The sequence below is a fragment of the Bifidobacterium crudilactis genome (assembly GCF_000738005.1).
In the GTDB taxonomy this organism is placed as follows: Bacteria; Actinomycetota; Actinomycetes; order Actinomycetales; family Bifidobacteriaceae; genus Bombiscardovia; species Bombiscardovia crudilactis.
Window position 1 is genome coordinate 906,917 of the sequence record NZ_JHAL01000002.1, and the last position, 22,930, is coordinate 929,846.

The following is a 22,930-nucleotide window of genomic DNA, read 5'->3' on the forward strand; positions in this document are numbered from 1 at the left end:
AGGAGATGATGGAATTATGGCTAGGAGATATTCACAGGAGTTCAGGGAGCGGGCGGTCAGACTGTTGGCTGATTCGCGTGTTAATTACTCGTCTGAGACCAAGGCTTTGGAGGGTGTGGCGAAGAGTCTTGGGATTGCTGCGGAGTCGTTGCGTCGTTGGCAGGAACGTGCTGATGCGGCGAATACTGCGGGTCCGGGAGAGTCAGAGGAGTTGAAGAAGCTGCGTTGCGAGGTTGCGCAGCTGCGTCGCGCGAATGAGATTTTGAGTTCCGCGTCGGCTTTTTTCGCGGCCAGGCTCGACCCACACGGCGCTGATGAGCGCGTATATTGACGTGTATCGTTGTCGTTTCGGGGTCGGGCCTATCTGCAGGACGCTCAGGGTTTCGTTGGTTTGCGGGTTTCTCACGCCACGCGCGTACTGGCAGGCCAAGCGGCGTGCTGTTTCGCGCATGCGGGCGCGTCATGAGGCTTTGGCGCGTGATATCGCGATGGTTCATGTGCACCGGTTCATGGCGGTATATGGGTACAGGAAGATGGACGCCCAGCTGATCCGTCAGGGTTGGTGTGGTATCGGTCGTGACCAGGTATTGCGTGTGATGCGTTCCCTGGGTATCCGGGGTGTTCGCCGGGGTCGGATACCGGTAACCACGCGACCCGCGAGAAGTACCGGGGGCGTGGGGATCTGGTACGCCGCCGGTTTCGCTCTGATGCGCCGGGCATGCTCCATGTCGCGGATATCACCTACGTGCGCTTGGCGTCCGGCTCGTTCGCGTACGTGGCGTTCGTCACCGACGCGTACGCCAGAAGGATCGTCGGATGGGCGGTCTCGGCGAGCCAACACACCCGGGCGTTGCCGTTGGTCGCGTTGGACCAGTCCATCGCCTGGACCGTCCGGCATGGCGACGCCCAGGGATTAGTGCATCACAGTGATCACGGCACCCAGTACATCAGTGGTCTGTACGGCACACGCCTCAAGGAAGCCGATATCCTGGCCTCCACCGGCAGCGTGGGCGACTCATACGACAACGCGCTGGCCGAAAGCGTCAACGGTGCGTACAAAAACGAACTGATCACACGCGTCGCACCGTTCCAGAGCGTGCAAGAACTGGAAACAGCAACCTTCCAATGGGTCTTATGGTGGAACAACCAACGCCTGCACCAACACCTCAACTACCAGACACCAGCCGAGATAGAAGCACGGTATCATCAAACCAAGGCGACACCAGTCACCCAATAAACAACAGAGAACAACAATCAGTCCACATCACAACTGTGAGTAAATGAGGCTAGGCTGGCGGCATAGCGGCTCGTTTTGTGCAATTACATTCATAACAATCAGGCGAAGCCTTCTTGCCTCCTCGCACAGAGAAGGCAAGTGATGCCGCCGGTCGCACCTTACCGTCGATCACCGAATACCGGACGATACCGGCGGTTGTTTTTCACAACGGTTAATGCATAAATAGGTTCGGGCCGGGATGCACTGCCCGGATTCGTCTTTATCCAAAGAATCCGGGTTCATGAACCTAATCTCCAAGATAATTTCGTACAGCATCCCGGCAGCACTTCCACGAAATCATCCTTCAATAATTCGACGTGTCATGCTCGAACTAGTTTCTGGCATTGTAATTCGGCCAGTACTTGTTGAAGTGTGCCTCATAGTCAAGTTTCTCGAATGCATCATGCAAGAATTGGATCATCTGCTCTCTGGTGCACGAGCTTGAATCAAATTCCAGGTCAAGCAATTCATGGGAGTTGGTATTAAGACCTTTGTGGAGAGCGCATCCGAGCGTATTGTCTATGACGCTGTCTGTTTTTTCAAGGAACGAATTGAATGTCATGCCATTGAACTCAGCAAAGGTGCTGATGATTCGTCGCATGGAGTTCCACATGAAGCCTGGCCGATCGTTGTCGTACGCAAAACGAAGATCACTCCACAACGAGTCATAGGCAGTCTTAATGTCTTGGTCCTCCTTAAATATCCGCTGAATGCTTGTTTTTTCACCGTTTTTCCGTAAATGAAAATATCGATAAGGATTGTTTATTTGTTTACCACCAGCCCGGATTATGTCACGATATCGTGTCTGATATGGCCTTACATTCAGATAGAAGTACGTGTTGTGAGTTAGCACAATCAGCATGTCGTCAGCACCCATTGTTGAGGATGGTGTCTGTTGGGACGGGTCGTAATACTGTTTGATGACACCCATCATCAGAAATTGGACCGTATCGTCATTACTGTTCATCGGATCATCCAAGACCACCATCTTGGGGCTATTCGTCCCATCATCTGATTGGAGTTTTTGCATGAAGTAGAGGAATGCGATGATATTTTTCTCTCCTGTGCTTAACTCAGTTATCGGCCGTCGCCTTCCACTTGTACTTTGTATGGAATAGTAACCCTGTCCATGTTCCGGTGTTTGTTCGAGAACAAGCGTGAATGATGAATTTCCAATGCCTGTCAGGTAATGGTTTATTGATTTAACTGCTTTTGTTTCGTCGCGTGTCTGCTCCAGCAATTCCGATTGTTGAGCCCGCTTGTCGCGTATTTTTTGTGTAATTGCATCTACGGACTCTTGAGCAGATTGTTGACTGGCTTCGGCCTCATTCAATTGTTGCTGCAGATTAGAATACGTTCCCTCTTGCAAGCTCTTCCATACCTCATGGAGGAGAAGCTGCCGTTTAGCCTGGGCCCGCCGCCGCTCAATATCAGTCGAAAACTCCTCGTTCTCTTGAAGAAGATCAGCGAGATCTGCTTCGATGTCGCTAAAATCCGAGCTGGCATTGAGTGAAACCTGCTCTTTAACCTTGTAGATATCGTGTTGTCTTGATTCCAATGCCTTGATCAGCTGTCTTAGGGTTGGCAGCAGGTTCTGTTTATTATCGTCAATCTGACGGTTCAACTCATCAACTCGGCTTGTAAATGGTGGATAGAATCCATCAAGAGGAACATGATCGAGCTGTTCGATCTGTTCCTTCAACCCTGTAAGTTGTGCGATTTCGTTACTCAACGCTGACTCCAGAGCAGTTTCGGCCTTGCTGATATACCCGTCCAGAAGCTCCCACCGATTCTCGGATATTTCGCTTCCACAGAAGGCGCAACGCTCCCCCGTCTTCCTGGAATGAATCTGCATACCGCGTTTGGCAAAATGCTGCTTATCGACATTGTCACCGATTTCAGCCAGCACAACCTCACGTCCGATGGATCGCTGGAGCAATTCATTAACAACCTGTGTTTCACTTTCAAGATCAACTCGTGGAAAGGTGACCGACGAGGGCGAGGACAACAGACCTGTGGTCAGAATTCCGACCGCTTCCGAATATGCTGATGGTTCCAACGGTGAAGCCGTCTGGATGTCTCGGAGGAAATCGTTCTTGTCATATGAGGTTTTGGCAACCTGCGGGTCTGTGAGATTTTTGATGTGCTTAGCCTGGCTCGTTACGAAAGAGGATATTGCAGCTCGAGCCGTGCTGACTGCATCTGTTGCGCGACTGAGTTGTTTCCCAATATTTTCATCAACCGCTTCAGTATCAATTTGCCCTGTTAGAGTCTCTATATCACGTCTCAGACTGTCGACTTTCTCCTGAATCTCGACATTTTCAACGCCCAACGCGAATGCATCAAGTGTGACGCTTCCGGCAAGAAGTTTGTCGAATCCTTGAAAAATTCGTACATCATAATCGACACCGAACGCATTTCGTACTGCATCGCAGATCGTGGATTTGCCGGTACCGTTTTTGCCGTATATGAAGTTAACTTTGCTCAGTCCTTCGATACGAGCAGGCAATTCGAAACGGTCTGCAAACTCTGACAGTTCCAGCACAGCAACATCTGACATATCACACAGTCTTTCTGGCTTCATCATCAAATTTGAAGTATCACATAACTGATTAGACAGGACACTAACTTTCCTTAGTTACAGTTAAGTCTGTCAAATGTCTCCCAGTGAAAAGCCTCAATGCGTCCGAAGGGAGAACTTGCGCCTTCAAGAATTCAGTGTGGGTAGAATTCTGCCATTCAGCGTTGCCTGATTCGGTAAACGAACTGTACACTCGCTGCACCGTTGTAGTTGCTTTGATCGCCCATTGATAGAGATCACTGCGTTTAAGGTAAAAGAGTCCTTCTGCAGGATCGTGAGCGTCAGCATTTATAGTTGAACTTGTAGTAATGAATACTGTATAAATTTCCGGTTCAATAATTTGATGAACATTCTGACGAATCCATTTTTCATGTGTGAGCGCTTCGCGAACATGTCTTAATGGAACACTCTTGACCGAGCCTTTGCCTTCTGAATATATCTTATCCTCGGAAACAAGAACCACGCCTGGGGAAAGGACCCAATATGGATCCGGAGCCCCATGTTCACTGGGATTTACCGAGATATATCCTAATAGTTTACCAAGGTCACGATGACCTTGTTCGAATTCTGTTCCATCCTGAGATTGCAAATTTGCCAAGATTCGTTGAATATCATTTTGTAATTGTCCGAGTGAACGATAGTTGGTAAGCACCCTTTCAAATCTTGGAAGGGCTTCTTCAAAATAGTCAGTTCTGGCTTCCGGATCCTCAATGATATTCGAAAAGAGTTGCTTCGCAAGGAAGGGAATCCAACGAATACTGTTGTTATTAAGTTTTGCCTGCTCGAGACATTTAGATCCTGATACGAAATAATTTCCATCCATTGATATTGCCTTATATGCGACGCATCCTTGGATGATGTTCCAGAAAGAGTAATAACCTTTTAGCGATGACGAGTTGGAAAGTGTCGAGATGATTTGCTGCCCCTCTTCATAGCCACGTTTATAATCTTTTGCCCAAAGTGCATATTGGAAACGGACTTCAATGCGCGCGCACTTTTGAAGAGTATCTAGATCTTGATTGTTGCTGGAACTGTTGACGAGTGAATAGTCGTCTCTGTAGCTGATAATCGTATCTTCGGCACTCTGCCATTCATTCGTTTGGTCTCTAAAGTATGTAGATTGTTCAATGAGATCCTGCAAGTTGTTGATTACCTGAGAATTTTCTATGCCATATTGCATTTCGGCACGAAGCTCTGGAGGATACTGTGGAAACACCTTAGGGTTTGATAAATCACTTACGTTCCTGCCATCGAAAACACAGATCAGAGAGTAATCTCCTGGGCGACGTGTACACCGTCCAACCGATTGAATCACGCGAGTCCGTAAACGCTCTCCATACAATATATTTGATGAGCTCCTCTCTATGAGAAAACGCTCCTGTAAGTTTGTGACCTTGGGAAGGGCAAAAAATAAAAAGGAGCCGGCTTTCTTCTTCGGGGAAGTCGATACCGTCATAGCGATTCGCCAATATTACAGTAGCGTCGGAGCTGTTGATGAATTCATTTTTCGATGTTTCAATATTTTGGGATTGAAATACCTTAACTTCTGGCATACTTTCATTGAATGTTTTTATGAGTTTTGTTGCCATGCCATTATTTGGTACCAGCACGACGCTTCTTCGAAATATGGATTGCAAACTGGAAAATGCTTCACCTATACTAATGTTATTCGCCAATTCCGGATATAGAAAGAAGCGACGTCCGATTCCAGTTTTTTCCCACTCTGGAGCAATTGGGAGCCGTGTAATATCTTCGATTCCGGTGACCCGTTCGAGTTCTCCTCCACGCCCGAGGGTGGCAGACATTAGTACTCGTTGCTTTGAATTTACAAATGGTGCGAATGTTTCAGTGGGTGCGATCCACGGTCGAATTAGTATTTCGTTTCGATTTAGAAAGATATTGCACTCATCAAGATTTTCTCGTATCCGATTGTAAGCATAGTAATTGGAGGTATCAGATTGAAGTGACGCGAGTATTCCTGAGTAGCGATCCATCACTTGTTCTAAGAGCGGAAATGGAAGCATATCGCAAGAACTATATGGTTCCATGTCATCTTCGCTTTGGGAGAGCTGTTGATAAAACCATTCCGGCATAATCTCTTTAAACAACTCACAGAGCTGACTATATTGAACTTGGGATCGATCAAGTCTAATTGACCAATTGGATACGATATAGTTCTCAGCTGCATGAACATCGTCAAGGATTAGTACTTCGGGATCCTTAAATAGCTGACCATTCGAGAAGAAAGAACTATAAGTTGTCACGCCTATAGCACTTGCCGAGACATATTTTTGCCTGTCCTTTGCCGAATAGTCTCGTTGTCGACCCGTAAAAGCTATCGCATCAATACCATATTTCGAGTTTGCTTGCTCGACGACCTGGTGCACAAGCTGGTTCGTAGGACATAAGAACAGAACTGTTTCATTATTCTTCCTTCTCCGAAACTCTCCGACCAGAAGTCCAACGAGAGTTTTACCGCTACCCGTAGGCATTTCGAGTGCGACAGTCTTTTTATCGATATTCTGTCGATACTCTTCGAGCATTGAAGACTGATAATCAAGCGTGCCCATTATCTTTTTCCGTTTATTATCTTTATACATTTCCTGCGGTGTCAAATAAGCGAAGGATTTACTTTTTTTGAAACGAAGGGCACGACTGACTTCTTTCTATAAATATCGATACTTACATTATGCTTTCAATAATCCAGCAAGAAATCACGCATCATTTTCACGGTGAGAAAGGTCTTACCGTATTCAGATTAATAGAAAGATAATCCTTACTCACATTTATCACTTCACAAAGACACAGGGAAAACGACTTATGTTCAAATATAACCCAATGTTTTATAGTCCCAATGATGTCTGAAACTTCCTATTAATCCTTAGCTGCCTCATCGTTTCGTGGTCGCCCTGCAGCTCATTACCCACCGGTAGAAAATCTCCTTGGTTTTACGCCGACCTCACATTGAGATCCAAAGAACTCAATTTTTCTAGGTGTTCAAATACCAGTAACAATGTTTAGAAACGAGATCAGGAGGAGTCGCTTTCGGAGTCGAAGTCAGACATACAAGCACTCTTAACAACACCAACAATTCTTCATTTTCCTAGTATTACAATGCAGGTCAGTAGACAAAGACTTTAGAACATACTGTCAATCTGCGTAATTGGCAGTCGAAGAACACCCGTTATCAGATGCTAATAAACGAACCAGCAACGCGTTGTTTGTCGCATACTGACCAGGAAGTCGTTTTCAACGATAGCAACGGCCATGCGCGTATTAACAGCAACGCTTTGGAAGCTTGACATTACTGGTCTCAATGAGTGGTTCAAGGGACTAGAACCTTCTCATCTCACTGCAGGTTCACATGCTTAGTAGAGTGTGAGTCAGTCAGATGACTGACTGACATGCAGCACTCGTTTCACGGTCCGTACACTGGCTCCAACCCGTCGAGCTGTTCCCTTAAAAGTATGTTCCTCAGCGTAGGTGTCGATGATTCGTTTTCTCCATATTGGATCTCCTTGGTAAGGAGATTTGATATTGATCCCTTGCCGTTTCAGGCAGTCCCCGATTTTTTGCCGGCAGCAGCCAAGTTTTTTGCCGATCTGCGTGGTGGTCATGCCAGATTGGTACATCTGGACGATCTCGGCGACATCCTCAGGCAATATCTCCAAGCGCATGTGTTTTCTTCGCATTGGGGAAGTTGCAGAATCTTGAACCGTTGGAACGAATGGGTTGTTCATAACTTCTTGAACATGCTGATACGCTGCCTCCCATTTATTTGCATCGCTGATGCTCAGCCCGACTAGATTGGCGCAGTGCACTACTGGTGACAGCGCATGGTTATATCGCATCGCTTCGCACAATATCGCATCATTTTGATGATAACTGCATCATAAGGACAGCAATTTGGCGATAATTCATCGCAAAAGCCGTACTTATGATGCAGCTATCTCGTTTAAGCCCCTGGACGGAACAGCTAGACCAGGTTCGCGTCACGCTCGGCCCGCCTCGACAGGACATAGGGGCGGACGGCGAACACCAGCATCAGGCCGCCGACGACCAACAGGATGAGAATACCCATACCACCCGTATAGGGCAGGTTTGCCAGACTCCACGCCGGGTCGAGGACCATGACCTGCTTGCCGCTCTGGGACACGTAGGCGAGATTCGTGCCCGACGTGGCATAGGTGACCTTCGTGACCTGTGTGGCATCCTCATTCCACACGGGACGGATGTCCACCCCGAAATCGGACACCTTGAAATAACCGGACGGAGCATTCGTCTCCTTGAAGGAGAGCTCACGAGCCTCCACACCCAGCAGAGACAGCGTGCCATCAGCCTTGGTGACCACCGTGACACTACTGCCCGTCTCACCAGCGACCGCCAGACGATACACACCATCAGAGCCCACGAACTCGAGGGTCTCACTGCCACCCTCATGCTTCGCACGACTCACCTCGAACTCCGCACCGCCAAGCCTCTTGGACGGGTCGTCCTTGTCCAGCTTCACCACGTCCAGCTTGAAAGTGTAGGCGTTCGCCACAGCACTCCTGGACTCCGTGCCATCGCTGTTATCCGTCCAACCAGCAGTCGCGCTGCCCGTATAGGAGCGGGTCAGGGTCACGGTATTCACATTCGGCTTCAACGAGTCCCCCTCAACAGGAGCCGAAACCGCAGCCGACGTATTCAACACCGCCGTATAGCGGAGTCGAATCAACGAACCCACAGGCACCTCACCAGTCTTACCCGTCACCGGGTTAGTATCATTATCATTCACGAACAGGGCTTTCAACCCCGACACACTCAAGGTGTCGCCAGCCACCGTAATCGACGAGGACGGCAGGGTCTGAGGCTCCGTGGGCGAGAGCGCATCCACGAACACCTCAACCCCCGACCCATCGGCAGGCAACGTCAACCCAGACGCCGCCTCATCAGCCACATTGAATTCATACGAGTCATAATCCACCGTGAACCCACTCAAATCAGGCACCCGAAGCGTAACCTCATACTCCACCTCGGTACCCACGTCGAAACCATCCATACCCGCATCGTTGACAATCCGCTTGGCGATATCCGTCACCGTGGTCTTCAACGACGCCTGACCAAGACGCGGCTTGCCTTTGACACCCGCATCCGCGAAGTCCACGAAACCGCCGTCATCACCGAGAGCATCGTTGAAGACCTTCGTGCCCACGATAATCGGCAAAGAACCACCCGAATCCTGAGATGAATCCACAATCAGATACAAGCCCGGACCAGACACCTTCAAGGTCTCAGGACCACCATCCAGCTTCGGCAAACTCCCCGCAGCAGCACCCAACACACCCGTATCCTTAGCCAACTCCTGAGCAAGCAACTGGAGCTTGCCCGCATACGGACTGCACGCCGAAGTCACATCATCCGACAATGGGTCAGTCGGATAACCCAGCCACTGCGAGGCCACCCAGCCAATGGGATTACCAGTATCCACATCACTACCACCAGCAGTCCCGGCAGTAGTCTTCAACACCGTGCCCAAACCCTCAGGAGTATCCAAACGCACGCTTCTGAGCGCACCAGTCTGGTCAAACATCGTCTCCCCGTACTCACCAATCTTGTACGCCTTTAACTCACCCTGAGTCTGACCGGTCAGCGAAATACCAAAGGAAAGGAAATCAAACGTCAACTGAGTCGTACTCGGTACCGTGGCCCTGTTCGACCAACCCTCAGTCGCACTGCCATTCTCCTGACCCCACCAATACACGTCATACGCCTTACCCGACACCACACCCTGCGCCTGCAACGACGCAGCATCCACCACACCCGACTGCGTCAACCCCGAAGCCACCACCTCAGTCGAGTTATCAGGGTCAACAATCTTAAACCCCAGACCATCCGTCAGACTGCCGTGCGTACCCTGCAACACCAAGCCTGTGTTCCTCGCCGTCGCAGAAGCACCCGTCAACGATCCCGCAGCCGCATCAACAAACGTCAACCGCAAATCACCCACAGCACTCTGACCTTGATTGCCGCTGTCTGCCGATAGGAGAAGAGTGTCAAGCTTTAGACGAAGCGCAGGTCGAAACCCAAAAAGGTCGTTGTGCTCTGTACCGGCACCTTCCGGGTTACCGTAGCCCCACGCAGCCAGCGCATACCATCCGCTCCACCAGAAAGGACTACGCAACCACGTGCCAGAAGTACTATTTGCACAGCCCCCAACATTGCCTGCATCAACATGAGTTTTGCAACGCAAATTATCACCAGACGTATCAATAGAAGTGTGGCCAAAATACCTGTCCACATCACCAATAGACAACGGAAACACCTTATACGCGTTCACTGAAAAAGAACCAACGGGATTAGTCAACGGCTCGCTACCTGAATCGCATGCAGACGAATGAGCGGCAGTACACACGCCCTCTACCCGAGCAGAACGCAATAACCCCTGCTCGAACGAAGAATAATTCCACGAACCGACCGCATCAGATACCAGAGCCAAATTCGACTTATACGGACCATCCTCGCTATCGAAAGAATGCTGATTCGGATAATTCGTATCAAACTGAATATTAGCAGTCACCACATCATCAGCCCATAACAGCGTCTCATCCGCAGCAACTGAAGTCGATGACGACTCTCCTGGAAAAGAGCTATTACTCTCTAAAAACGTCTTACCCGTCTCACTGCCAATATTACCCTTCGCCAAAGGCTTATATCCACCAGATACACTTACCGCGGATCCCTTAATCGACGCCGGAATGTCGTCCGGGTATGTCACATTTCCCTGCTTGCCAAACACGATACGACGCGTCGAAGACCAACCACCGGTCTTCACAGGAGTTGCACCCTCACTCAACGTGCTGAAATATCCGTCAGGCCCCAACTCCACAGTGTCAGCCTCAGCCGGCTCAACCGACACCACCGCCAACGCACCAGTCAACAACATGAACATGGAGAGCACGAACGCGATAAACACGGGAATCCCTCCGTACACCCGCCCACCAGAAACCGAACGAACAAACCTATGAGAACGTAACGACCGCATACTCAGCACCACCTTAGGGATGTCAAAAAACAGCACCCCCCCCCGCGACCGGAATTCCGGCAAACAGAACGCCATCAAACAGATGCGATGCGTCTGGACTTCGACGGCACGGCACCGCACAACACCGCGGGGGGGACAAGCCAAAATTCATGATGCCGTTAATCATACAATACGTATAATTTGTTCTCTGCAGGCCAATGCTCATTAGCTCTCTTCACCCAGGGAACATATGCGCTATCTACTGCGGAACCGGGACCGCACCCTTCGCGATATCACGCGAATCGGGCACATGCCGCAAATCAGGAACCTACCTGCGCAATTACGCATACCACCGCATCGAAACACCATGCCGGAAGCACTGTGATGCCCTCTCATTGCGCGGAGGTCATGGAACACCGGAGATTATGAAACACAACGCCTAGGCAAGGAGCATCAAGGTAAGGAATACTGCAGAATTGGAACGTCAGATAGTTCCGACACGCTCATATCTGCAGGCAGGCATCCGCATCGGTGTCAGGTGAGATACGCAGGGTCGGGCCGACGACTTTGGCGTTGGGAAGAGCGGAGCGACTTTGTCTCAGCATCAACACCACATAGGCGAATATGCATGCCAGCGACGCCAAGCCGACAGAGTCTGCAAAGGGAACATGTGCCTCGATCCTGATATGTCCGAAATTCGGGAACGCGGCGGGCGCATAACCGACGTCCAGACCATACAGGAAGCTCCCTGCACCAACCATCAGCGTCAGCAACCCACCGACATACGGGAGGACGCACCAGACACGACTCAAGCCGCTGTCCGTCAGCCTTCTGGCACCCAACGACAGTGTGGGCACCAACGTGACCATGGTCCAGACCAGACCGGCGTATCCGGCGACAGGACCGTTGCCGAATGACAGCAAGGATACAATCAGCAGATTCGTGAGACTCCACCACCAGAATTCGCTTCGAGTCGACCTGCCAGAGAATACGGTGTATTGCCTGAAGAACAACGCGACCGCCTCGCCCCATCGCGTCGCACGGCGTGGTGTGTATACATACAACGTCGTTTGGCGGCGCACGTTCCTCTTCCTTCGATTCCGCATAATCCCCCGATTTGCTGAACCTTACGTGTTCTCTGGCAGACCACTCAACCAGGCAATCCCCCTGGTCCTTGAGGGAGAGACCGCCTTGCTCCTCAACCCGAACAAAGCGGCCCGCGAATGCGCCATCCCAGTGCGCACCCCCTCGAATCCAGAGTGTAATTAAGAAATGCGGATGACGCTCTAGCAGACCTCTCAGTTTCTGTACCACAAACAGCTGAATTATTCTTGAAAGCTAACTGAAGCAACAGTACTGCCAAGTTCCACAATCTGCGAGGAGATGTTCCTCGGACCTTACAAGCTCGTTTTCGACAGCAGACATCACCTGTGCAGACCTACGACACCACGTCCTCGTCAGGCACCTTCGTCGGTACTTACCCTAATGGCTATCGTCCATTCCCCGTCATCCGTATTGGTCTGTATATCCCCGCCGAGCTGCTCCACCGTTCTGGTAATGAGTCTGAGTCCGACTCCGCGGGATTCTCCTGAAAGCTTCTGCTCGTCCTTGCACAGGTTGGACGCCAGAATACCGAAGCTGCCGTTACCCAGACCGACACGGAACAGATATTCTCCGGGTTTGCCATGTCGAGCTATGTTGTTGCTCAACTCGTCGAGAAGACGCGAAACCGCCTTGACCTGCTTGTGGGACAGCTGATTTCTGTCACCCACGATGTCGATATGCCCCGAAAATCCCAGTGAGGCAAGCCGTCTCTGCGCTTTGCAGGCTTTGGCCGTCAGGTCGTGATGCGAATTCCTTGCAGTAGCCCGATGCAACTCATGCTCCGAGGTTTCCCCGGAGGCATCTTCCCGATTGACGTGTGGGTGCAGGCCTTCTCTTTCTGCGGTTGCAACAGCCAGACGTCCACCGTTCATTGCCTCTGCATTCCGGTCGGCTTGTCCGGCACCGTGATTGCCGTCATCGTGAATATCCTCAGGAAGCTCCTCGCCACCACTCTGCGACATTCCTGTTGCCAGCGTCTGGTGATGGCGTTCCAGCGACTTTCGTGCCGGTTCAATCACATTGGTCCTCAAATGATGCAGCACCTCGCTGGTCATGACCTCAATCTCAGCAATTTCGGGCTTCTCCTGCTCGCCAACCTTCGGATCGCTCAACCACAGTCTGCAACGTTGAACTATATGGGTCAGGTCTCCGGCAACCTGGTCGTGCAGCACATGAAGATTCTCCAATCTCTCTTCCTGGAAAAGAACCCGCTGGCGACTCAGCTCGTGCTCTTTCTGAGCCTGAAGTGCCTCCGCCTGCTTCTGCACGGCGAAGCCCACCAGTCCGGAGACCACGTAGCTGCAGGACAGCACGACGAGTCCTGTGGTAATACCGCCGCCCGTCACCAACGACGAAGCCAGCGTCGCGCAGACGTTCAATCCGACGCATACCGACACCACCCACGGCCGTTCCTTCCTGGCCAGCAGACCCATGGCGAACCATGTACCCCAGAATGTCGTCGGCACGACCACGAGAACCGGGATGATGGTGAGCACCGCATTGAGCACCGTGAGCGCCACACAGCACAGGGTCGGTTTGGCGGGCAAGGCTATCAGCAGCAACACATACAGTGCGGCGAATACGATTCCGTACGTGGAGAGCGTCGGTGCGACAGCAAGTTCCACGACCATAAACATCAGGCAGATAATCGAGCCTATGACATCCGCCAACGCGAATTTGAAAACCTTTTCGGAAGCGTTTCGATGCTTGTTCACCAGCATTCAAATCAGCCCATCCCTGATACATATGGCTATGGCTTCCGTCCGGCTGTGCGCATTCAGCTTGGCGTACGCTCTTTTCATGTGGACCTTCACTGTGGCTGGGCTCATGCTCAGTCGCACCGCAATGGAGTCAAGAGTTCGACCTTGCGAGAACAAGCGGAAAATCTCGCATTCGGTGTCGTTCAAGGAGATGATGCTTCCCGGTCCCTGCCAGTACATGGCAGCGCAGCAATCCGCGACCTTCCCCAAAGTCCTGACGATTTCCGTCACACTGTCGTCTTTATTCAGCAGTGCGCTGATGCCATGCTGCCTCAGACTGGTATCCGCCTCCCCCGTCGGCAGGGCCGTGATACCCACCACATGGATTTCGGGGTGAAGCATGGTGAGTTTTCGGGAAAACTCGACTCCCATCATTCCCGGCATGGACATATCCGTCAGCACGACCTGCGGGAGACCGCTGTCGATTTCGCACAGGTGCAGGGCATTCTCCGGGTCGGTGGTCGTCCACAGCACCCGCAATGGAGCATTGCTACGATGAAACAGAATCTCCAGATAGTCAACGGCATAGGGGTCGTTGTCAACGATGCCAATGCTCAGTTCCTCAGCGACCTGATTCGACGCTTCATCCACCGGCGCACTCCCTCCCCAAGGAAACTTGGTGTCAATTCCAACTGATGAAAAATTATCCGGATTCAGTTTTCCTGCATCTGAGGACAGCGGCAGGTCATATCTCTCTCGGCCGATACATGAGCTCGGCGGCGTCAGGACCGCGTTTTCCGGTATCATACGAAGCACATTGCAATACTGCGAGCTTCACATCACCCATACCGTACCTCGTGGTACCAGATATTCGTGTTCACTCGAATGCCAGGGATATCCAGGGTCAACATCCTTTACCATCAGGAGCGGCACATGAACAAGGCAATAGGCAGGGAAGGCACACCCGCCAACACGCACACGACGGGAGAAGCCTCGATTGACGAATACATTGCGGCGCAGAGGACGCCCGCCCAGGAACGACTACGACTGATACGCAGCGCATTCGCACAAGCCCTGCCCGACGCACAGGAGCGGATATCCTGGAGGATGCCGACCTACTGGCAAGGACGAAACATCATTCATTTCGCGTCATTCCAGCATCATATCGGCATCTATCCCGGAGACAAGGCCGTCACGCATTTTGCAGCACAGCTGCAGGAGTTCAGAACAGGCAAAGGAAGCATCGTCATCGACGACGAACAGGACCTGCCTCTTGAACTCCTGACTGAGATGGCCGTATGGTGTCTTTCGGCATACGGAAAATAGCCTCGAAAGGGCGCACGAAGCCGCCCCTGTCTCCGGTTAACCCTCGTATGGCAACAGCCATCGGACGAAAGCTATCTGACGAATTCCGGCTTCGTAGCGCTCATCAGCATGATGAAGCTTCGAGGTTGGGCGGTTATGGTGAATCCCGCCTCGTAGACCAGCTCGGGCCCTTTCGGGTTGAAGGTGTCCACGACCAATTGCCATTTATTGCCGTAGCGCTCATCGGGCAACGTGAACACGATGGGCTCGTAAAAGGCATTGAACAGACAGATGAAATCATTGTCCGACATCTTGGAGCCGAACCAGTCCTTTTCGGGTATATCGGCGCCGTTGACGAACACCATCACCGAAAAGGCATGGGTATTGTTCCAATCCGTGCGATCCATAATCGAGCCGGTGTGGTCGAACCATTCCACCTGGGGAATGTTGTCGGAGGTATCCCCTGCTTCCCTGCCCGTAAAGAATCGGCGACGGTGAAGCACAGGATGTTCGAGACGCAGGTGAATCAGCTTCGTCGAGAAGTCGAGCATATCCTGCTGGTCATCCTTCAGGTCCCAGTTCGTCCAGGAGATTTCGTTGTCCTGACAGTAGGCGTTGTTATTGCCGTTCTGCGTGCGTCCGACCTCGTCACCGCCGCAGATCATCGGAATCCCCTGGCTGAAGAGCAGTGTCGACATGAAATTCCTGCATTGTCGTGCCCTGAGCTCGTTGATGTCTCGTATCGAAGTGGGGCCTTCGACCCCGCAATTCCATGAGCGGTTGTTGTTCTCACCGTCACGATTGCCTTCAAGGTTGGCCTCGTTGTGCTTCTCGTTGTAACTCACCAGATCGCGCAGCGTGAACCCGTCGTGCGCCGTCACGAAATTGACCGAGGCAACCGGACGTCGGCCATCATCCTGATACAGGTCCGAACTGCCCATCAATCTGCTGGCGAACTCCGGCAATGTCGAGGGCTGCGAGCGCCAGAAATCCCTGACGCAATCCCTGTATCGGCCGTTCCACTCGCTCCATGAGGATGGGAAGCCTCCGACCTGGTAACCGCCTGAGCCCAGATCCCAGGGTTCGGCTATCAGCTTCACCCGGGAAATCACCGGGTCCTGTTCGACGATGTCGAAGAATGCCGAAAGCTTGTCGACCTCCTGGAACTGTCGCGCCAGAGTGGCCGCCAGGTCGAATCTGAATCCATCCACATGCATTTCCGTCACCCAGTATCTCAGTGAGTCGGTGATCAGCTGCAGGGCATGCGGAGACCTCATCAGCAGCGAATTTCCGGTACCGGTGGTATCGAAGTAGTGCGCTTCGTCGCCATCCACCAGGCGGTAATAGGATTTGTTGTCTATGCCGCGGAAGCTGAGCGTCGGCCCCTGATCATTGCCCTCGGCGGTGTGGTTGTATACCACGTCCATAATGACTTCGATGCCTGCACTGTGGAAGGACTTCACCATGGACTTGAATTCGTTCACCTGCTCGCCCCGTGCCCCGGAACTGGAATAGGCATTATGCGGCGCGAAGAATCCGATGGTGTTGTACCCCCAGTAATTCGTCAGACCCTTCTCCTGCAGGAACACATCGTTGACGAACTGGTGCGCGGGCATAAGCTCGATTGCGGTGATGCCCAGTTTCTTGAGATAGTCGATAACCGTCGGATACGCCAGACCCGCATACGTGCCCCTGATTTCCGGCGGCACGGTTTCGTTCAGACTGGTCATGCCTCTGACATGCGCCTCATAAATCACCGAATCATGATAGGGAATATAAGGGTGCTGGTCGTTGCCCCAGTCGAAATAGGGGTTCACGACCGCGGACTTCATGGTATGCGCCGCTGAGTCGAGGTCATTAATCGTATCCGCTTCGTGCTGGTCATCGAACCAGTAGGAGAACAGGCTCTCATCGCCGTCGATATTGCCTTCTATCGCCTTGGCATATGGGTCGAGCAGCAGCTTGCTGGGATTGCAGCGCAGCCCGTGCTGTGGGTCGTACGGGCCGTACACGCGAAAGCCATAGCGCTGCCCTGGTTGGATTCCCGGAAGGTAATTGTGCCAGATGAATGAATTCTGTTCACTCATCTCAATGCGTGTCTCGTTATCCTCATCATCGAACAGACACAGCTCAACCTTTTCAGCTGCCTGTGAGAACACCGCGAAATTGACACCAGCACCGTCATAGCTGGCACCAAGCGGATACATGGAACCTGGTCTAATTTGCATAATTCAAGTATCTCATTATTCCGTGAAGATTCGACGCATCTGGTCGTTCTGAGCGAAGCGCTGTTCTCAACCTCCCCACGGCTTCGCAGCCATACTGCTACTGGCGGTTCGCCGGACCGCCAATCCATCTCCGCGGCTATGTGAACAATCACACACCGCGGTTGGCTCAGCGCATCATCGCTCGCTGCGAAGCGGCATGTCTGGCGTCACGACAACTCGGAATGCCGCTCTTCGGCAGCGCCGGGAATGCACATGGTCCACGGATCAGTATTCAGCGAGGACACGCTGATTCTGGGACGAAAACCCGACGACGCCTCGATGCGATTCGCAACATCCTGAGGAGCGTTGTTGAACCACAGGCCTTCAATCGCCGAATGCGGCGTATTAATCAATGCCGGACTCGAGGATGCGCCGCCGCCAAGAGGGATGCCCGCCTGCCGCATCTCAATCTCGTAGAGCGCCTGCTGCCTGGCATCCGTAGCGGGGTGATGTCTGAGATCACTGGTGATGTACACGTCAGCCGAGCTGTTTCTCACCTCTTCGAAAAGTGAGTCGCCCGAACCCGGCAGCACCGCCACCGTATGTACGACCGCGTCGAGATCGCCGCTGACCTGGATTCCCAGTTGAGTTGCGGGAAGCACATCTGCCACACGACGCGCCACATCCCCCAAGGTCTTGGAGCCTGGCATCACGCCCACTCTGCCGAGTCCCACCTGATGAGAGGAGTTCGCATCCTCGATGGGCACCAGAGGACGCAGCTCCTCAAGACCGAAGGCAGTGGCCGCACTGTCCGCCACACCTCGGTATGCGGCGTCGGCGTTCGTATGTCCGACCCACAGGGCGCAGTGATGTTCAATCAGCCTGCGAACGATTTCACCGCGAAAACCCAATCCCGAGACCTCATGGACGGCCCGGAAGAACAATGGATGGTGGGTGATCAACAAATCGGCCCCCATGGAAATGGCCTCGTCGACCACATCCAGAGTGGGATCGACAGCACAGTGAATGACTCGAACGGGGGCTCGCAAATCGCCGACGACGAGACCAGGCGCATCCCAATCCTCCGCATAGCGCAGCGGATACAAATCCTGCAGAGCGTGAACCGCCTGCGATAGATTCGGTGCCTCGGTCATCGTATTCCCAGCCTTTCAGTGAGCCGCAAGCTGCCAGTCGTCCCCAAGTCCGGTCGACACGTCGAGCGGAACTGCCAAGGACACTGCATGCTCCATGGCATCCTTGACCAAAGCCGTGGCCTGCTCCTGTTCGCCGGGCGCTATCTCGACCACCAATTCGTCGTGAATCTGCAGAATGATTCGACTCTGCAAACCAGCTGCTGAGAGGTCATGTTCGGCCTTCACCATCGCCAGCTTCATGATGTCGGCGGCGGAACCTTGAATCGGCGCGTTCAGAGCGCCACGCTCGGCGGCGTCCCTGACCTGTCTGTTCGATGAGGCCAGGCCCGGGAAATATCGACGCCGACCATAGATGGTTTCGGTATAACCCTTGCTTCTAGCGGTCTGAACCAGAGACTCGAGATATTCGCGTACCTTGCCGAAGGTGGCGAAATACTGCTCTTTGAGCACGTCGGCCGCCGCAGGGCTGATATGCAGCTGCTGAGCCAGTCCATAGGTGCTGAGCCCGTATGCCAAGCCGTAGCTCATGGCTTTCACATGCGAACGTTGATCGCTGGTGATGTCGGCGACATCCTCCTGATACACCAGACTCGCCACATACTTATGGAAATCGGTGCCTGAGCGGAAGGCGTCGATAAGTGCGTCATCCCCGGAAAGATCGGCCATGATGCGCAGTTCGACCTGAGAATAATCGGAACTGAGCAGGGACACGTACCCTTCTCCGGGAACGAACGCCGATCTGATCTCCCGACCTTGGGCATTCCTGTTGGGGATGTTCTGCAGATTCGGATCGACCGAGCTCAAACGCCCAGTAGCGGCTACCGTCTGCTCGAAGGTCGTGTGGATGCGCCCGTCCTGCGGGTTGACCGAATCCAACAAGGTCTGCACAATCTGTTTGAGCTTGTTGGTCTCACGGTGTCTGAGCAATGCGCCCAGGAAGGTGTTGGCCCGCTCGTTGTCAGCTGACTTGAGGTACATGTTCTGCAAGGCGGCGGCGTTGGTGGTGTACGAACCGCTTTTCGTCTTACGGGAGTGCTTCAGACCCATATCTTCAAAAAGCACTTTCTGCAATTGCTTCGGGCTCTGAAGATTGACCCTGTTCCCGGCCTTGTCCCACGCAAGCTCCTGCGCCTGCCTCGCCTCGGCCGCGAATGCGTCCCGCATGCCGACCAATCGCTCCGTATTCACCGCGGCTCCGGTCGACTCCATATTGCCCAGGGTCGTCGATACCGGCATTTCAATGTCTCTCAGCAGACGAAGCTGTTCCCGTTCCTCTATGATCGGTGCCAGAAAACGGCTGAGCTCATTCACCAGACCGGCCTGTCGCAGCAGCGCCTGTTCGTGGAGCCGTTGCGCCTGGTCCTCGGCTGCATTCGAATCATCGCCGTCCTCAAAGACGAAGGCCCCTTGAGAGCTGGTCTGCTGCGCATCCGACAGGTCGGCTATATCGAGAAAATGCTGGGCTGCATGGGCGAGCGAATCAGCGTGAAAGTCAGGATGCACCAGATACCCCGCAAGTTTGGTGTCGAAGCAGGGCTCCCCCAGGGTGACATCCAATGAGGAGAGTATGTGGTGCTGCTCTTTGTACCCATGCACAGAGGCGTGGCCGAGATGGCCGTCCAGCAGATTCTGGAAGGCCGTACGAAGTTCCTGCGCCGATTTCAAATGCTGGGCGTCGAGGATGACGGCGTGCCCGTCACCGGCCAGCACCGTGACCGAAGTGCAGGTCGACCTGCCAGGTCTCGCGTCGCCCTGCGCCAGCAAAGACCACGAGGACTCAAGGGATTTCAGCAGGGGCGATGTCTGCCCGGAAACCTTGTGCTCGGACTCGGCGTCGTCCGTCTTCGTATCACCAGAATCTCGGACGGAGGCGGAGACGGCATCCGGTCGGTTCTTCCCGTCATCCTCCGGCATATGCTCAAGAGCCCACGCGCTCAGCTGCTCTCCGGATTCAATGACATCGAGGACGATATCGAGCTCCTCCCGAGCGGTCTTGTCTTCCTGAGGCGATGCATCCGCCGTTGGCGCCGTGCAGTTGAAGGCCTTCAATACCCTGTTGCGTGTGCGCTCGCCGAATTCGAGCTTCGAGAACACTGTCTCCGCACCTTCGGCATTCACCTCGCCGAAGGTCAGATCGTCCAGCTGAACACCGAGGTCAAGGTCACGAACGAGGGCGTTCACACGTCGATTCAAGCGGACCTGTTCGATGTTCTCACGTAGCGATTCGCCCTTCTTGCCTCCGATGTCCTTCGCATGTTCGATGATGCCTTCGAGACCTCCGAACTGGTTGATCCACTTTGCGGCATACCCATCCCCCACGCCTGGAACGCCGGGGATGTTGTCGGCGGTTTCGCCACGCATCGCAGCCAAATCGGGGTATTGCGACGGAGTGACATGGTACTTCTCGACGATGGCGTCGGGAGTCATATGCTTGAGCTCTTTGAAGTGGTGCCCGGGGTACAGCACGGTGATGTGGTCGTCGACCAACTGGAAGGCATCCCTGTCGCCTGACAGCACCAAGGTTCGATAGCCTGCCTGGCCGCCCATGGTGGCCAGCGTACCGATGATATCGTCGCCTTCGTATCCGGGCTTCTCGATGTAAGTGACACCGAGCGATCGCAGCAGATCCTGAATCAACGGCAGCTGGCTCAACAGCTCTTCAGGCGCCGCCTCTCGTGTTCCTTTGTATTGAGGAAGCATGTCATTGCGGAAGGTACCGCCCTTGACATCGAAGGCCACAGCCAGATGCGTGGGGTGCTCGGATTCGATGACCTGAGCGAGCATCGTGGAGAATCCCCACACGGCGTTGGTGTTCTGTCCCGAAGCCGTGGTGAAACTTTCTGCAGGGAGGGCGAAGAACGCCCTGAACGCCAGGGAGTGCCCATCCACCACCAGGAGCGTGTTGTCATCTTGCGTCGTTTGCGATGTCATCCCCTGGAGCCTTCCCTACTGCCGATATCTAATCTTCGCCGTCTACCTGAGCAATAACCGCATCCGCGACTTCCTGCATCGTCAGTCGCCTGTCCATCGATGTCTTCTGAATCCAACGGAAGGCCTCGGACTCGCTCAGGCCCATGTTCTCCATAAGCAGGCCCTTGGCGCGGTCGACACGTTTGCGCGCTTCGAAACGTGCTTTCATATCGGTCACTTCCACACGAAGAGCGTTGATCTGATCGTATCTGGAAATAGCCACTTCAAGGGCGGGAAGGAGCTTTTCAGGCACAAAGGGCTTTACCACGTACGCCATGGCTCCTGCGTCCGCGGCTTTTTCGACAAGATTGCGCTGCGAGAACGCTGTCAGCATAACCACCGGAGCTATGTTGTCCTTGCCGATTTCCGTTGCTGCGGAGATACCGTCACGTCCGGGCATCTTCACATCCATGACAACGACATCCGGCTTGAGTTCCTTGGTGAGGTCGACGGCTTCCTGACCGCTTGCAGCCTGCCCGACTACGTCATAACCCGCATCTTTCAGGGCTTCGACAATGTCCAGACGAATAAGGGCTTCGTCCTCGGCCACAACTACCGTGCGGCCTTCCGAAATTTCTTCAATCCCCGCGCTATCTGCAACCATAGCCATCCTCATTTCGTAACTTCCCATCCGAGTTCAGCTTCCATGCTTCCTCGGGACGCATATTTCGGACAGATCTTGGACAGTGCCCCTGGTGAGACTCGAACTCACACTGCACGGATTTTGAGGCCGTTTCCTCTACCAATTGGGATACAGGGGCTTTTGGTACCTCATGGGAATTTACCACATTCTCCAGACTGCGCAAGCTGACCGGTATGTGGGAACTACAATACAAGTGTATAAACGCTAGTTCTGAGCAGGAAAAAGGAGACATCATGGGAACTGTGACATACCGTCATTTCGATCCTTGGCGACCATCACCGGTTAGAGAGGAATCCCGCAGCCAAATCGTGGAAAGTCACTATTTCAATGTGGACCGCGTGGCCTTCGAATCCGCACAGGTAGGGCATTTCGAGCGCTATATCCTTCATGAGAACAATGGCGACACCGTTGCCGTTCTGGCCATGACGAGGGACAACAAGATTCCCTTCGTCGAGCAGTATCGGATTCCGACACACCGGTGGACCCTGGAGATTCCCGCAGGACACGCGATGAATCCCAGTGAGCGCCCCCTTGACATCGCCATACGCAAGCTTCGGCAGGAAGCCGGATACGAGGCGGAGCACTACACGCAGTTCGGTCGCTTCATCAACACGCCCAGCTTCTCCACGCAGCACACGGCGATGTTCCTGGCAACCGGTCTGACCGCGACGGACCGAAGCTCGATAGGACCGGAGTCCCCGCGCTCGAACGTGCGGCTCTATGACGTCGAGGAAGCCTATCAGATGGTGCTGAACGGCGTGATAGTAGATGCCAAGTCGGTTATCGCGGTATTGCGTGCCCATTGCGGCCTGCAGGACGTTCAGCAGCAATAACCTCATCCGTCCGAAAAGACAACTGCATCACCAGGACGGCTGTTTTTGTGATGGTTTCTCGAAAAGCCGTCCTGGTGATGCAGTTATTCAGTGTGTTCTTGACATGACCCCCATGCGACGGTGAGTCGCATGGGGGTCATGCATTCAGTCACGT

The 22,930-nt window shown here is 53.2% G+C and carries 14 protein-coding genes, 1 tRNA gene and 1 pseudogene; 3 read left to right on the forward strand and 13 right to left on the reverse strand.

Features of this window, described 5'->3' with window-relative positions; translation table 11 throughout:
• Positions 1-16: 16 nt before the first annotated feature.
• A pseudogene (locus DB51_RS10615) lies at positions 17-1,284 on the forward strand (IS3 family transposase).
• Positions 1,285-1,607: 323 nt separating this feature from the next.
• On the opposite strand, the gene DB51_RS06080 reads toward DB51_RS10615, so the two are convergent.
• The 8 genes from DB51_RS06080 to DB51_RS06115 form a co-directional block, all read right to left on the reverse strand.
• Entirely contained in the window at positions 1,608-3,836 is a 2,229-nt protein-coding gene (locus DB51_RS06080; protein ID WP_034252569.1) for an AAA family ATPase, read from the reverse strand.
• 64 nt (positions 3,837-3,900) lie between these two features.
• Entirely contained in the window at positions 3,901-5,073 is a 1,173-nt protein-coding gene (locus DB51_RS06085) for a hypothetical protein (protein WP_156958255.1), read from the reverse strand.
• 16 nt (positions 5,074-5,089) lie between these two features.
• Positions 5,090-6,427, reverse strand: coding sequence for a DEAD/DEAH box helicase family protein (locus tag DB51_RS06090; protein ID WP_162174625.1), 1,338 nt, complete (start codon positions 6,425-6,427; stop codon positions 5,090-5,092).
• A gap of 813 nt (positions 6,428-7,240) precedes the next feature.
• On the reverse strand, positions 7,241-7,708 hold the full coding sequence (locus DB51_RS10195) for a COG3415 family protein (RefSeq protein WP_156958256.1): 468 nt from the start codon (positions 7,706-7,708) through the stop codon (positions 7,241-7,243).
• Between the two features lie 125 nt (positions 7,709-7,833).
• Positions 7,834-9,846, reverse strand: coding sequence for an isopeptide-forming domain-containing fimbrial protein (locus tag DB51_RS10200; RefSeq protein WP_034252582.1), 2,013 nt, complete (start codon positions 9,844-9,846; stop codon positions 7,834-7,836).
• Positions 9,847-11,363: 1,517 nt separating this feature from the next.
• A complete protein-coding gene (locus tag DB51_RS06105; protein WP_034252585.1) occupies positions 11,364-11,942 on the reverse strand; it encodes a DUF805 domain-containing protein in 579 nt (192 codons plus the stop codon).
• Positions 11,943-12,317: 375 nt separating this feature from the next.
• Positions 12,318-13,679 (reverse strand): hypothetical protein, encoded by a 1,362-nt coding sequence (locus DB51_RS06110; protein ID WP_156958257.1) that lies wholly within the window; start codon positions 13,677-13,679, stop codon positions 12,318-12,320.
• Positions 13,680-13,685: 6 nt separating this feature from the next.
• Complete coding sequence (locus DB51_RS06115) at positions 13,686-14,315, reverse strand: response regulator transcription factor (protein ID WP_034252591.1); 630 nt, start codon at positions 14,313-14,315, stop codon at positions 13,686-13,688.
• 282 nt (positions 14,316-14,597) lie between these two features.
• Between DB51_RS06115 and DB51_RS06120 the strand changes: the two genes are divergently transcribed.
• Positions 14,598-14,990, forward strand: a complete 393-nt coding sequence (locus DB51_RS06120) for an iron chaperone (RefSeq protein ID WP_034252594.1) — start codon at positions 14,598-14,600, stop codon at positions 14,988-14,990.
• A 71-nt stretch (positions 14,991-15,061) separates the two neighbouring features.
• Here the strand turns inward: DB51_RS06120 and glgX are convergent, their stop codons facing one another.
• The 5 genes from glgX to DB51_RS06145 form a co-directional block, all read right to left on the reverse strand.
• Positions 15,062-17,176: a glycogen debranching protein GlgX gene (glgX, locus tag DB51_RS06125; RefSeq protein WP_034252596.1), complete on the reverse strand. Its 2,115-nt coding sequence runs from the start codon at positions 17,174-17,176 to the stop codon at positions 15,062-15,064.
• 227 nt (positions 17,177-17,403) lie between these two features.
• Positions 17,404-18,330, reverse strand: coding sequence for a Nif3-like dinuclear metal center hexameric protein (locus tag DB51_RS06130; protein WP_034252598.1), 927 nt, complete (start codon positions 18,328-18,330; stop codon positions 17,404-17,406).
• A 15-nt stretch (positions 18,331-18,345) separates the two neighbouring features.
• Positions 18,346-21,261, reverse strand: a complete 2,916-nt coding sequence (gene polA / locus DB51_RS06135) for a DNA polymerase I (protein WP_034252600.1) — start codon at positions 21,259-21,261, stop codon at positions 18,346-18,348.
• A 28-nt stretch (positions 21,262-21,289) separates the two neighbouring features.
• Positions 21,290-21,904, reverse strand: a complete 615-nt coding sequence (locus DB51_RS06140) for an ANTAR domain-containing response regulator (RefSeq protein ID WP_202961995.1) — start codon at positions 21,902-21,904, stop codon at positions 21,290-21,292.
• An 83-nt stretch (positions 21,905-21,987) separates the two neighbouring features.
• Positions 21,988-22,061 (reverse strand) — tRNA-Leu (locus DB51_RS06145).
• Positions 22,062-22,176: 115 nt separating this feature from the next.
• On the opposite strand from DB51_RS06145, the gene DB51_RS06150 reads away from it, so the two are divergent.
• Positions 22,177-22,776 (forward strand): NUDIX domain-containing protein, encoded by a 600-nt coding sequence (locus DB51_RS06150; RefSeq protein WP_034252604.1) that lies wholly within the window; start codon positions 22,177-22,179, stop codon positions 22,774-22,776.
• Positions 22,777-22,930 lie beyond the last annotated feature (154 nt).